Annotated in this window: 5 protein-coding genes; 3 read left to right on the top strand and 2 right to left on the bottom strand. The window is 63.0% G+C overall.

Features of this window, described 5'->3' with window-relative positions:
* Nucleotide 1: 1 nt before the first annotated feature.
* Together cpaB and K3163_RS12835 are read right to left on the bottom strand one after the other, a co-directional pair.
* Nucleotides 2–919, bottom strand: coding sequence for a Flp pilus assembly protein CpaB (cpaB, locus tag K3163_RS12840; RefSeq protein WP_221554478.1), 918 nt, complete (start codon nucleotides 917–919; stop codon nucleotides 2–4).
* Between the two features lie 137 nt (nucleotides 920–1,056).
* On the bottom strand, nucleotides 1,057–1,254 hold the full coding sequence (locus tag K3163_RS12835) for a Flp family type IVb pilin (RefSeq protein WP_221554477.1): 198 nt from the start codon (nucleotides 1,252–1,254) through the stop codon (nucleotides 1,057–1,059).
* A gap of 960 nt (nucleotides 1,255–2,214) precedes the next feature.
* Here K3163_RS12835 and K3163_RS12830 point away from each other — a divergent pair.
* Genes K3163_RS12830 through K3163_RS12820 form a run of 3 tightly spaced genes read left to right on the top strand, consistent with a single transcriptional unit; the run spans nucleotide 2,215 to nucleotide 15,035 of the window.
* Nucleotides 2,215–12,870 (top strand): beta strand repeat-containing protein, encoded by a 10,656-nt coding sequence (locus K3163_RS12830; RefSeq protein ID WP_221554476.1) that lies wholly within the window; start codon nucleotides 2,215–2,217, stop codon nucleotides 12,868–12,870.
* 34 nt (nucleotides 12,871–12,904) lie between these two features.
* Nucleotides 12,905–13,615: an OmpA family protein gene (locus K3163_RS12825; protein WP_221429564.1), complete on the top strand. Its 711-nt coding sequence runs from the start codon at nucleotides 12,905–12,907 to the stop codon at nucleotides 13,613–13,615.
* A 16-nt stretch (nucleotides 13,616–13,631) separates the two neighbouring features.
* Nucleotides 13,632–15,035 (top strand): TolC family protein, encoded by a 1,404-nt coding sequence (locus K3163_RS12820; RefSeq protein ID WP_221427532.1) that lies wholly within the window; start codon nucleotides 13,632–13,634, stop codon nucleotides 15,033–15,035.
* Nucleotides 15,036–15,049: the final 14 nt, after the last annotated feature.

Genomic DNA, 15,049 nt, shown 5'->3' with positions numbered 1-15,049 from the left:
CTTAACGCTCCACTTCATAGGTTTCGGCTTCGGTGCCGCGGACGATGCTCATCGTGGGTCCGCGCGGGCGACGAGGCGCCATGGCCTGCGAGGTGCCGCCGCGAGCCGAAGCAAGATTGATGACCTGCTGAGCTCCGCCTGCGTCGCGAATACCACCGCCACGATTGCCGCCGCCGTAGATTCGGCGATTGCCGCCACCGAGGTCGCTGGCCACGACAGTTTCGGTTCCGCCGACAGTCTGATTCTCGACGTTGCGCAGCGCCAGGGTGAACGTGCCGATCTCGCGTGCCAGCGCCAGTTTCTGCGCACCGAACAGGTCGGTCTGGAGAGTAGCGGTCTGGGTGACGACCGGCTGGGTCTGACTTTCGTCAGCGATCAGGTCGGCTGCGAGCACAAGTACGTTCTCGAGCACGACGGTCGTCATCTTGTCGGTGGTCTGCGCCCCGTCGCCGGGGATCTGACGCGTCAGGATTACGTCGACAACATCGCCCGGGCGGACGAATCCGCCGACGCCGGCAACATTGTTCACCGGGATTGCGACTGCGCGCATGTCTTCCGGAAGGTTCGAAGCCAGAGTGGCGCGTCCGTCATCCCCGCTGACCTTGCTGGCGAGAATGGGTTCGCCAACCGTGATCGGGCGAAGCGCAACACGGCCGCCTCCGATGGCTTCCTGAGTGCTGGTGAAGGCGCCGACTGGGACAGATCCCGCGGGCCAGTTGACCAGCCTGGTGTTGGTTTCGGTGATAGGCTGTCCGAATGCGACATCCTGTGTCGCGACAGCGATGCGAGCCATGCGCAGCTCTTCCGCGCGGCGCTCTTCGCGCTCTTCGGCGCTGCTGAAATAGGCGTTGGCAAGGTAGACGGCGAAAAGGCCGGCCACGATCGCGATACCTAGGATTATAAGATTACGCCCCCGCATCTTACTTCCCCCCTTTGATGTACGAGACAGTCAATTGACGTCTCTGATTCCCATATACATCAAAATTAACAGAAGTTGCATTGTAAAAAACCGCCCCCGGCCCGGAATGGGACGGAGGCGGTCTTTATTGCGTCGCCTTAGACGGCGCCGGTGCAGCCAGCGGTGTTGCCAGCCGAGCAGGTTTCGACTTCCGTTTCGGCAGCGCCGATTGCGGTGTCGATTGCGTCGCCCAGGAAGAAGGCAGCAGCAGCGATGCCAGCGCCAACAACGGCGAGGATCAGAGCGTATTCGGCAGCCGAAGCGCCCGATTCGTCACGAAGAAATGCCTTGAACATAGTATTTACCCCAAGTCTAATTTGAGACGTCCCCCCTTGGGGAATGTCCGTTCCAATAAATGGCCCCGGCATCTATTTCCGGATGGCCGCTCGAAGGGGGTAGAGTTGGAACCGGCGCGGCCCGATTATTATGTCCGGCCTGACGCCGGCTTCCGCACGCTGGCTCCCTTCGAAGCACTATTAAGTTCACTCAAACGAACCGAGCGGTCAACTTGCTTGAAACGGAATGACATTATCACAGTATTTCAGGTAGATATGTAGGCCGATTAGTTAAATCTGATAGTTAATAGTATTAAAGTGTTGCTCCCATCCCTGACAAATTACGGGCAGTCGAGCGATTCTTGCCTGGTTCGATTCGGCAAGCCCTAAATCAACTCATTGGAAACCGTCGATAATCGCGCGAAGCCCCGGTTTCGGGAGCTTTTTGGGGCTCGGGGGCGGCTCTTGCCCAGCTGCAGGGCACGCGGGCACTTCGGCGCTGCGTGCCCAGACCGATCCGCCTAAAGGCCGGGCCTTTTCCCCTCCTGAAAGTCGTTAACGTTCTCAGAGCCTTCTTCGCTTCGGTCATATGGAAGGCATTCTTGACTTGAATCCGTGTCCCAAAATTGGACTTGGCACACTTATCTCATAAAAACATGAGGTTAGGGTGGATCGAGTTGGCCCAAAAGGCGTAGTGCGAGAAATCAATAGAGTATCAAACCGTTAATTGGTTTGCATGCTGCAGCGAGTGGTGGTTTCATCCCGTGCAACGGCTCATCCATACGCGGGCACGATTCGCTGGCGGCTGGAGACAATAAAAGTCGGGACGCGGACACTAGGGAAGATCGCCGGAGCGGTTGGGGCACAATGCCTGCTTCGCGATATCAATCAGGCGCAGCAATCCGCGACTGACATTTCCTTAAATGTCCGCAGAGGGGGGACTGGGGTCCTTCCTGCCCGTCACAGGCAAGGACGTAAGACATGGACAATTTCGAATCGCGCAACGAATTCTCCGATGCCCAGGACGGCATGGAGAACTCCGAGGGGCAGGCAACGGCAACCGCCGGTCGCCGCGATCTCGTCCTGCAGCCCGACGCGAACGGCGTCGTGATCCTGCCGGAAGGCGCTTCTCTTGATAACCTTCGCGCTGACGGTCGCGATCTCGTCCTCGTCCTCGAAGACGGAACCCGCATCGTCATTCCCGAAGGCGCGATCATCGTCCCGCAGATTGTCTTCGACGGCGTCACCATCCCGGCCGCCAACCTTGCTGCTCTCCTGACCGGCAACGAGCCGCAGCCTGCAGCTGGCAATCCGCAGAGTTCGGGCGGCAACTTCGAAATCGATCCCGGCGCGATCCAGGATGCTTTCGACCTCGGGGATCTCCTGCCCTACACGCAGCTTTTCTTCCCCGAGCCGGAAGAAAAGGAAGTCATTCCTTATAACGTCAACGAAGATCCCACGATCGTCGTCGAAACTCCGGACAATCCGGTGGGTGTCATCAACGCAGTTGCGACGGTCGATGAAGCAGGCCTTCCGGCACGCACCGTGGACGGCATCGACGAATCCGCGGGTACGCGTGACGAAACCGATGCGGAAACCGCAACCGGCACGATCGTGTTCGAGGCGCCCGACGGCGTCAGCGCGGTTCTGATCAACGGCGTTCAAATTACGACCGTGGGCCAGACCTTCGTCAGCGACGACGGCACTCTGACCATCACCAGCATCGATCTCGACAGCGGTGAAATCGGCTTCTCCTATACGCTGAACGACAATTTGGTCGATCGCGATGTCGACGGCTTCTTCACTATGACGGTCGTCGATGTCGATGGCGACAGCGCAGATGCGAGCCTGCTCATCCGGGTGATCGACGATGCGCCGATCGCCAATGACGATGTCGACAGCGTCGATGCCGGCACCTACGGCCCGATCGCCGGCAACGTGATGACCGGCGACGGCACCGACACCGGTGCTGCCGGCGCGGACGAGGAAGGCGCCGACGGCGCTTCGGTCACCGGCTTCAGCGGCACGGGCGGCTCGGGTTCTGCTGGCGATTCGATCGACGGCGACTACGGCACGCTGACCCTCGAAGCCGACGGTAGCTACACCTACACCCGTTTCGACGATGCGCCGGGCGGCGTGTCGGACGTCTTCGAATACACTCTCACCGATGCCGACGGCAGCACGGCTACCGCCACGCTGACGATCGAGATCGGCGACAGCACTCCTGAAATCACTCGCCTGCCGAGCGGCGATGCGGAAACCCTCGTCGACGAAGCGGGCCTGCCCGCGCGCACCGGCGAATCGGAAGGTTCGGACGAACCTGCCGACAGCGAAACCGTTGCCGGCACGATCAGTTTCGTCTCGCCCGATGGCGTGGATAGCGTCGAGATCGATGGCGTCGTCGTCACCGGCCCCGGCCAGACGTTCGACGTGGGCGAAGGCACGCTGACGATCACGGGCTATGACCCGGACGCCGGCACGATCACCTATGAATTTACGCTCGAGGACAACACCTCGGGCGACGACGTTTCCTATGACGTCGACCTGACCGTGACCGACCTCGATGGCGATACCGCCACCGGCACCTTCACGATCTCCGTCACCGACGACGTCCCGACGGCCAATGACGACAGCGCGACCCAGGACGCAGAAGATGCTCCTGTCACCGTCGATGTCTTCACCAACGACGTCCAGGGCGCCGACTCGGTCCAGCTTGACGCGATCGCACTGGTCGATGGCACGCTCACGGGCGCAGGCAGCGTTGCCTACAATGGTGACGGCACCTTCACCTACACGCCTGCTCCGGGCGAAGAAGGCACCGTAACCTTCGACTACTCGATCACCGACGGCGATGGCGACGTCTCGACCGCCACGGTCACGATCACCCTGCTTCCCGACTCCACGCCCGAAATCACCATCGAAGGCGCGGACATTGTCTATGAATCGGGCCTGGGTGCGCGCGGCAGCGAACCGGCAGGTTCGGACGAGGCCAGCGACAGCGAATTCACCGGCGGCATCTTCAACCTGAATACCGGCGGCGATACCGTCGCATCGCTCGTCATCAATGGCGTCGATGTGACCGGCGGCGGCACCGTGACCACCGCGCGTGGTGTGCTCACCGTAACCGGCTCGGGTTCGGACTACACCTATACCTACGAGCTGACCGACAACACGCTCTCGGATCCCGACAGCGACACCTTCACCATGGTTGTGACGGACAGCGACGGCGACACGGATCAGACCACGATCGTCATCACGATTGTCGACGACAGCCCGTCGGCTGAAGACGATGCCAACGGCATCGCTGCAGGCGAGTACGGCCCGGTCGGGGGCAATGTGCTCGACAACGACACGCAGGGCGCCGACGGCGCAACCGTCACGTCCTATACCGGCGCCAACGGCTCGGGTTCGGCCGGCGACACCATCCAGGGTGAGTACGGTACGCTGACCATCGAAGCCGACGGCAGCTATACCTATACCCGCGATGCGGGCACCGAAGGCGGCGTCACCGACACCTTCAGCTATATCATCACCGATGGCGACGGCGACACCGCCACCGCCAACCTCGTGATCACGATTGCCAACAGCCCCGTCGTGCTCGACCTTCCGGTCGTGGGCGGCGCAGGCACGCTGGTCGACGAAGCGGGCCTCCCGGCCGGTTCGGACGCTGCCAGCGACAGCGAGTTCACTGCCGGCACCTTCACCTATGACGCGGACGATGGCCCGGCGACGGTCACCATCGACGGCACGCCGGTCACCGCTGTCGGCCAGACCTTCACCGGCAGCTTCGGCACGCTCACGATCACCTCGATCGCGGACGGCGTCATCGGTTACAGCTACGAGCTGACCACCAATACCAGCGGCGACGACACCTTCGACAGCTTCGCCGTGGTCGTCACCGACCAGGACGGCGACAGCGACGCGGGCGATCTCGAAATCGCGATCGTCGATGACGTCCCGACCGCAGTGGCCGATACCGACAGCGTCACCGAAGACGGTCCGCTGACTGCCGACGGCAATGTCATCACCGATGCCGAAGCCAATGGCGACAATGGCGCGGACACGCAGGGTGCAGATGGCGCAAGCGTCACCGGCGTCGCGTTCGGCGCGACCGACGGCACCGTGGGCAGCTCGCTCGACGGTGCCTATGGCTCGCTCGTTCTCAACGCTGACGGCAGCTATACCTACACGCTCGACAACACGAATCCGCTCGTTCAGGGCCTCGACTCCACCGAGAGCCTGACCGAGGTCTTCACCTACACCATCACCGATGGCGACGGCGATCCGAGCACCACCACGCTGACGATCACGATCAACGGCGCTGACGACATCGTGACCATCAACGGTCTCGATCTCCAGACGCCCGAACTGACCGTCGACGAAGACGACCTGGCCGACGGCTCCTCGCCCGATGCCGGCGCACTCGTGCAGAGCGGCAGCTTCACCGTCGACAGCCCGGACGGCCTCAGCGTCCTGACCGTTGGCGGCGTCCAGGTCTGGGGTGGCGGCGAAACCTATCCGATCACCATCACCGGCGATTATGGCGACGTCCGTATCACCGCAGTCGACGTCACGCTCGACGCGAATGGCGACGTGGTCGCGGCTACCGTCTCCTATGAGTACGAGCTCAGCGACAACACGCTCGACCACTCGGTCGCAGGCGAAGACTCGCTGGTCGACAGCTTCGACGTCGTTGCAACCGACACCGATGGCTCGAACGATACCGCATCGCTCGACATCGAAGTGATCGACGACGTCCCGACCGCTCTCGACAACGAGAACACCGTCACCGAAGGCGCGCAGGTTTCGGGCAATGTCATCACGGACGACAATGGTTTCGGCGTCGATGTTCCCGGCGCAGACGGCCCGATCACGGTGGTCGGCGTAACCGGCAGCACCGGCGGCGACGATAGCGCACCCTTCGTGGTCACGACCGCGCTCGGCACGCTCACCGTCCAGGCCGACGGCAGCTACACCTACGAAAGCTTCTCGGACTCGACCAACGCCGACACCACCGACACCTTCACCTACCAGGTCGTCGACGCTGACGGGGATCTGTCGACCGCGACGCTCGTGATCAACATCGACAATGTCGGCGTTGACGTGCTCGACGACGACGCAACCGTGAACGAGGCAGGCCTCGCCACGGGCAGCGATGCAGCGAGCGACAGCGAGATCGATGCCGACGGCCAGATCACCGCTCCGGGTGCGACCGGCACGCTGACCTTCACGCTGCTTTCGCCGGCTACCGGCACCTACGGTACGCTCACGCTCGACAGCGATACGGGTGAATACACCTACACGCTGACCAGCGCGGTCGATGGCGACTCGCTGGTGCCCAGTCAGGGCGGCGACAATGGCGCCAACACCGTGACCGGACAGGAAAGCTTCGATTACGAAGTGCGTGACGAATTCGGCAACCTCGTCGGAACCGGCACGATCAACGTCAACATCATCGACGATGTCCCCTCGATCGACGCAGCTTCGACCGATGGTGACGCGGTCACTCTGACCACGCAGGATGCGGATACGGTCGGCGGTACCGACACCGACGTATCGACTGCCGACTTCGGCGGCGCATTCACCGTCGTTTCGAGCGAATACGGCGCCGACGGTCCGGGCAGCATTGCCTGGGATTACAGCCTCGTTGTCGAAAACTCGGTCTCGAACCTGTCGAGCGACGGCGTTCCGATCGAACTGACCCTGGTCGGCGGTGTGGTCGAAGGCCGCGCAAACGGCACGCTCGTCTTCACACTCTCGGTCGATGCATCGACCGGCGAGGTTACGCTGACGCAGTATGAAGAAATCGACCACGCGCTTCCGGGTTCGAGCAGCAATTACGACGCTCAGCTCGCCGTGCTCGGCGACGGCCTCGTCACGCTCTCGGGCACCGCGACCATCACCGATGGTGACGGCGACATGGCCGACGAAACGGTCACGCTCGACCTCGGCGGCAACGTCCGCTTCGCCGACGACGGCCCGACCATCGACGCCGCGGTCACCGATGGTGATGCGGTCACGCTGACGACCTTCGACGCAGAAACCGTTGGCGGCACCAGTGTCGACGTCTCGGTTGCCGACTTCGGCGGCGCGTTCTCGGTTGCCTCGAGCGACTTTGGCGCTGACGGCGCTGGCTCGATTGCCTGGGATTACAGCCTCGTCATCGACAATGCGACTTCGGGTCTCACCAGCGATGGTGTTGCCGTGACGCTCTCGATGAACGGCGATGTGGTCGAAGGCCGTGCCAACGGCACGCTCGTCTTCACTGTCGCTATCGACGACACCACGGGTGTGGTGACGCTGACGCAGTACGAAGAGATCGACCACGATCTCCCGGGTGCAAGCTCGAACTACGACAGTCAGCTCGAAGCACTCGCCAATGGCGTGCTCTCGATCTCGGGCACCGCAACGATCACCGATGGTGATGGCGACACGGCTGAAGAGACCGTCCTGCTCGACCTCGGCGGCAACATCCGCTTCGCCGACGATGGGCCGACGATCGATGCCGCGGTCACCGATGGTGACGCGGTCACTCTGACGACCTTCGACGCAGAAACCGTTGGCGGCACCAGTGTCGACGTCTCGGTTGCCGACTTCGGCGGTGCGTTCTCGGTCGCATCGAGCGACTACGGTGCAGACGGCGCAGGCAGCATTGCCTGGGATTACAGCCTCGTCATCGACAATGCGACCTCGGGCCTCACCAGCGATGGTGTACCGGTCACGCTCTCGATGAACGGCGATGTGGTCGAAGGCCGCGCCAACGGCACGCTCGTCTTCACCGTCGCTATCGACGACACCACGGGTGTGGTCACGCTGACGCAGTACGAAGAGATCGATCACGATCTCCCGGGTTCGGACAGCAATTACGACAGCCAGCTCGAAGCGCTCGCCGACGGCGTGCTCTCGATCTCCGGCACGGCCACCATCACCGATGGTGACGGCGACACGGCTGAAGAGACTGTCGTCCTCGACCTCGGCGGCAACATCCGCTTCGCCGATGACGGCCCGACCATCGACGCTTCGGTCACCGATGGCGACACGGTCACTCTGACCACGCAGGATGCCGACACTGTCGGCGGTACCGACACCGACGTGTCGACCGCAGACTTCGGCGGTGCCTTCGCAGTCGACAGCAGCGACTACGGCGCAGACGGCGCTGGCTCGATCGCATGGGATTATGGCCTTTCGGTCGTGAGCTCGGCTTCGGGTCTCACCAGCGACGGTGTTGCCATCGAGCTATCGATGAACGGCGACGTCGTTGAAGGCCGCGCCAACGGCGTGCTCGTCTTCACCCTCGAGGTGAACGACACGACCGGCGTCGTGACGCTGACCCAGTACGAAGAGATCGATCACGATCTCCCGGGCGACAGCTCGAACTACGATACGCAGCTCGAAGTGCTCGGTACGGGCCTCGTTGAACTGACCGGCACGGCGACGATCACCGACGGTGACGGCGACACGGCTGAAGAGACCGTTGTCCTCGACCTCGGCGGCAATGTCCGCTTTGCCGACGACGGCCCGGCTATCGATGCCACGGTCACCGATGGTGACGCGGTCACTCTGACGACCTTCGACGCAGAGACCGTTGGCGGTACCAGTGTCGACGTGTCGGTTGCCGACTTCGGCGGCGCGTTCTCGGTTGCCTCGAGCGACTTTGGCGCTGACGGCGCTGGCTCGATTGCCTGGGATTACAGCCTCGTCATCGACAATGCGACTTCGGGTCTCACCAGCGATGGTGTTGCCGTGACGCTCTCGATGAACGGCGATGTGGTCGAAGGCCGCGCCAACGGCACGCTCGTCTTCACTGTCGCTATCGACGACACTACGGGTGTGGTCACGCTGACGCAGTACGAAGAGATCGACCACGATCTCCCGGGTTCGGACAGCAATTACGACAGCCAGCTCGAAGCGCTCGCCGACGGCGTGCTCTCGATCTCGGGCACCGCAACCATCACCGATGGTGACGGCGACACGGCTGAAGAAACCGTTCTGCTCGACCTCGGCGGCAACATCCGCTTCGCCGACGACGGCCCGAGCATCGATGCTTCGGTCACCGACGGCGATGCAGTTACGCTGACCACGCAGGATGCCGACACCGAAGGCGCAAACTTCGATTTCGACGTTTCGACTGCGAACTTCGGCGGCGCCTTCACGGTCACCAGCAGCGACTACGGCGCCGACGGCGCAGGCTCGATCGCCTGGGAATTCTCGCTCTCGATCGTCGGATCTTCCGGTGTTGACAGCGGCCTGACCCAGAACGGCGTGGCTATCTACCTCTACGACGTGGCGGGTGAAATCATCGGCTCGACCCAGACGCCGGGTGGCGGTGTGATCGACGGAACCAACATCGTGTTCTCGCTCGATGTCGACGCCTCGACCGGCGAGGTCACCCTCGTCCAGTACCAGGAAATCGACCACAGCCTTCCGGGCGACAGCTCGAACTACGACGCACAGCTCGAAGTGCTCGGCACCGGCCTCGTCAACCTGACGGGCACGGCGACGATCACCGACGGAGACGGCGACACGGCTGAAGAGACCGTGGTCCTCGACCTCGGCGGTAACGTCCGCTTCGCAGACGACGGCCCGGCTATCGATGCCACGGTCACCGACGGCGATGTGATCACGCTGACCACGCAGGATGCCGACACCGAAGGCGCTGCCAGCGACACCGACGTGTCGACGGCCAACTTCGGCGGAGCATTCTCGATCGCCTCGAGCGACTATGGCGCGGACGGCGCGGGTTCGACCGCCTGGTCCTACTCGCTGGTCATCGACAATGCCGTTTCCGGCCTGACCAGCGGCGGCAATCCGATCACGCTGAGCATGAACGGCTCGGAAGTCGAGGGCTTTGCCAACGGCGTGCTGGTCTTCAGCGTCTCGGTCGATGCCTCGACCGGTGAAGTGACGCTGACGCAGTACGAGGCGATCGATCACGATCTGCCGGGCGACACCAGCAATTACGACAGCCAGCTGGCAGTGCTTGCCGACGGCGTGCTCTCGCTCTCGGGCACCGCAACCATCACCGATGGCGACGGCGATACTGCTGAAGAGACCGTGGTCCTCGACCTCGGCGGCAACATCCGCTTCGCCGACGATGGTCCGATTGCTGTGGCTGATACCAACACCATGACCGAGGACACCGCTTCGGTGGTCGGCAATGTCGTGACGACCAATGCCGACGACTTCGGCGCGGATGGTGCGGGCAATCCTGCCGTCACCGCGATCTCCGGCTTCGGCGGTGCAGGCACAGTCGGCGGTTCGACCACCGGCGAGTTCGGCACCCTGTTCCTCAACGACGACGGCACCTATTCCTACGTTCTCAACAACGGCGCGGTGCAGTATCTCAACGTTGGTGACAGCGAGACCGATACCTTCACCTACACCATCGTCGACAGCGACGGTGATACCAGCACCACCACGCTGACGATCACGATCACGGGTTCGAATGATGCCCCGGTCCTGACGCCGAGCAATGTCGCGGTTTCAGAAGAAGGCCTGGAGGACGCCCTCGCAAATCCGATCGGCAACCCCGACACTGTCGGCACTCCTACCGATACGACCGACAGCCGCTCGGCTAGCGGATCGATCGGAATTTCCGATCCCGATAACGACGCGTTCACTGTGACGTTGGGCATTCCGACAACACCGGGCCTGACTTCGGGCGGCGAGACCATCGTCTGGAGCCTCAACGGAGCGCAGAATATCCTGACCGGTTCGACTTCGGAAGGCGTCGTCATCGCCGTTTCGATCGACAACGATGGTAACTATGACGTCATCCTCAACCGTCCGGTCGATCACGCGAACACTTCAGTTGAAGATATCCTCGGCTTCAGCATCCCCGTTTCCGTGAACGACGGCACCACGACCACGAGCCTGTCTGCAGGCATCACCGTGGTGATCGAGGACGACAGCCCGATCATCGGTTCCCTGACGCCGGCTAACGTCACCGTTGCCAACGCCCAGAATGCGACCGGCACGGGCACGTTCGACTATTCGCCGGGCGGCGACGGTCATGGCGAGTTCCACATCGCCTACACCGGTCCCGTAATCGACGGCCTCGACTACACGCTGACCCAGATCGACAGTGACAACGACGGTCAGAACGACGGTGCGATCCTGACGGCTTCGGCCAATGGTACCGACGTCTACACGCTCGAAGTCGATGTCGACGGCAACTACACCTACACGCTGCTGGCACCCGACACGGGTTCGAGCGAGACGATCTCGCTACTGAACCTCTCGGCAGGTGGCCCGGGCTTCCGCGAACTGGAAGACGATCCGAGCACCACCAACGTCGACGAGGACGGCCGCATCGAATTCCAGTCCAACGGAAACGGCGTGAACGCTTCGACCCAGGGCTTCGGTGTGTCCAACCAGTGGACCGATCCGGGTGAGTGGTTCACCATGGAATTCCACGAGCCGGGCAACCTTGGCATCAACGATGCTCCGCAGACCGATGCGGACATCCTGACCGGCGTCACGCTCAACGTGCAGCAGGTTCGCCAGGGTCCGGTCGACTTCCGCTGGACGGTAACGCGCTACAATGACGACGGCACGGTCGCCGAAACGGAAACCGGCATCATCACGATCTCCGCTGCCGGCGACCTGATCATCCCGACCACCATCGAGTTCAGCGAACTGCGGATGGAAAACATCGATGCGACCGGCACTGTGCGTTTCCGTGCGGACGTGACGGTCGAACGCTCGATCCTCCCGCAGGACGTTACGCTCGACTTCGAAGTCAGCGCGACGGACAACGATGGCGACACCACCAGCGTGTCGACCCTCTCGGTCTTCGTCGATGCCGACCTCACGCTTGCTGCGCCGCTCGCGATCAAGAGCGACCTTCTGGTCCAGCCCGAACTGCTCGACTACCAGCTGGCTAGCGACAGCACGGCAGCCACCGGCATGACCGGTCGTTCGATGGACGGTTCGCGCATGATGGCCCGCGCCAACGAGGCAACGGCTATCGCGGCAAGCGCCGCTGCCTTCGCCATGCCGGCGATCGAAGCGGAGTTCTCGCAGGCCTATGGCGACATCGCTTCCGCGAATGATCTCATGGTTAATTTCGAGTTTGCTGCCGCCTCGATGATCGAAGCGCCGCAGCTTCCGGAAGCCTATGCGGCGCACTTCGGTGGCCGTGTCGAGATCGACGCCATGGAAGGCCAGGACATCGCGATGGCGCATATCCTCGACGATGCGGGTGCCTTCACCGGCTCGCGGATCGAGGAAGCCATGGGGCTCGACCTCAACGCGGTCGACTATGCCGATCCTGCCGAGGTCTTCGCCGGCGTTCCGAGCGCATTCGAAGGCATCGCCATGGGCGATACCGGCAGCGCGATGGAAGCCCTGCTGATGCTTGAGGCCACCGTGCCCCAGGATGCGGCCGGCAGCCTCGTCGGAGGCGGTTCCGCCCTCGAAGAAGCGGTGGCCGAACTCCACGCCGAAGCACAGGTCGATGCCGTGGTGGCTCACTTCGCCGCCAACGACATGGGATCGGACGAGGGCGGCATGCTCACCGTCCCGGTCGAAGGCCTGCTCGACGGTATGGTCGGCAACGGCAACCCGTTCCACGCCGTCGGCATCGTGCAGACGGACCAGACAGATGAAGCCGCGCTGCTGGCAGCAACGGCATAAAATTGATACGGAATTTGCAAGAGGGGATTTTGCAATGAAGAAGACGACAGCGACAATCGCGCTGGCCGGAGCCGCGGTGGGCATGATGCCCGCTGCGGCATCCGCGCAAGATGACCTGATGAGCATGGAAGGCAGCCAGCTGCGCGGCGAGATCGAGCGCCGTTATGATGCCGGCCTTGCGATGACCAACAACTCGGCCGTCGTGAATGCGAACGACCCGCGTTACACCTGGGCGGCAGAGACCAAGGTCCAGTGCGGTATCGCGCTCGGCTATCTCAAGTCGAACACCCGCGACGAGGTCAGCATTTCCAAGTGCGCCATGGCCTATGACATGATGAACCGCGAGCCGACGCCTTATGTCGCGCCGCCGCCCCCCGCACCGCCGGCACCTCCGCCCGAGGTCTGCAATGCCGAGGCACCGGGCCTGATCTTCTTCGAATTCGATTCCGCCGTGCCGCAGCAGGATGCTGTCGAGACGGTCGAATACGTCGTCGAGAACGCACCGACCTGCAACTGGGACAGCTTTACCGTCGTCGGCCACGCCGACCGCGCAGGCAGCAGCTCCTACAACATCGGCCTGTCGGAAGACCGCGCCGAGGCGATCGCCAACCTCATGACCAGCCGCGGTATCCCGGCCGGTTCGATCACCACGCAGGCGAAGGGCGAAGAATCGCCCCGCGTGCCGACCGCCGACGGCGTGCGCGAGCTTCAGAACCGCCGCGTCGAAATCATCGTTAGCGAGTAAGAGAGGGGACAGAACAATGCGCAAGACAACCCTTGCAACCGCTGCTGCATTCCTGCTCGCAGGCTCGGCTCCGGCCGTGATGGCGCAGACCGCACAGGCCGAACCGGTCACGATGCAGGAGGCCATCCAGGTCGCCATGCAGTCGAACCCGGAAATCCTGCAGGCCCAGTTCAACAAGGAGGCGATCGAATTCGAACGCCGCCAGGCGCAGGGTCTCTACCTGCCGCGCGTCAATATCGAGGCCAGCGCGGGTATCCGCCGCCTCGAGAACAACACGCGTCGCCAGCTGGGCATTGCCGATGACGAGCTCTATCCGCTCGAAGCCGGCATCACCGGTGAATGGACCGTCTTCGACTTCGGTCGCCGCCGCGGCGAACTGCTGCGCCAGGCAGCCCGTGTCGACGGTGCATCGCTTCGCGTCGTGGAGCGTTCCGAGTTCATCGCGCTGCAGATCTCGCGCCAGTATCTCGACGTGCTGCTCCAGCAGCGCGTCGCTGCCGCGGCGCAGGACAATGCCATGTTCCACCAGTCGCTGGTCACCGACCTGTCGCGCGGCGTGGACGAAGGCTCGATCTCGATCGCCGACCAGCAGCAGGCCGAAGAGCGCCTCCAGTCGGCCCTCGTACGTAGCGAAGAAGCGAACCTGGATCTCCAGAACGCCTACATTTCGCTGCGCCGCCTGACCGGCATGGACATCTCGGCCGGCATGCTGCCGCCCGATCTCTCGGCTGCCATGCCGAGCGACCTGCCGACGGCCATCGGCCAGGCCCGCCTTAACAACCCGCTGGTTCGTGAAGCGCAGGCCGATGTCGATGCAGCCAATGCGCTGGTCGATTCGGCCGAAGGCGACCTGTGGCCGACCATCGGTATCGAAGCACGCGGCCGCGTGGGCGAGGATATCGACGGTTTCCGCGGCGAAACGAACGACCTGCAGGCCCGCGTGGTCCTGCGCTGGGACGTCTTCGACGGCGGCATCAATCGCGCCAAGCTGCAGGAAACGGTCCGCCAGGCGAGCCTCGCGCGCTACGCCCTGCACGATCGCCAGCGCGAAGCGGAAGAAGATGTCCGCCTCGCATGGCAGCAGCTCGATACGCAGCGCCGTATCACCGAGCAGCTCGGTCGCCAGAGCCAGGTCAGCGATGACCTGCTGCTGAGCTATCGCAGCCAGTTCAACATCGGCCGCCGCTCGCTGCTCGATGTGCTCGATGCGCAGAACACCCGCTTCAATACGCAGGTGCGTCTCGAAACGGCACGCTTCTCGCAATTGTTCGCGCAGTATCAGACGCTAGCTGCTACGAACAACTTCCTAGACGCGCTCAACATTGCTCCGGGTGCCGGAGCGGGCGAGGACGAACGCGGACGGTTCAACTACGGACCGCCCACCGATGCCGAGCTCCAGCGGCGCGTCTACGGAGACTGACACCGCGCGAGGGG

The organism is Qipengyuania xiapuensis, from assembly GCF_019711395.1.
Lineage (GTDB): Bacteria > Pseudomonadota > Alphaproteobacteria > Sphingomonadales > Sphingomonadaceae > Qipengyuania > Qipengyuania xiapuensis.
This window is presented reverse-complemented; position numbering and strand designations above follow the sequence as displayed.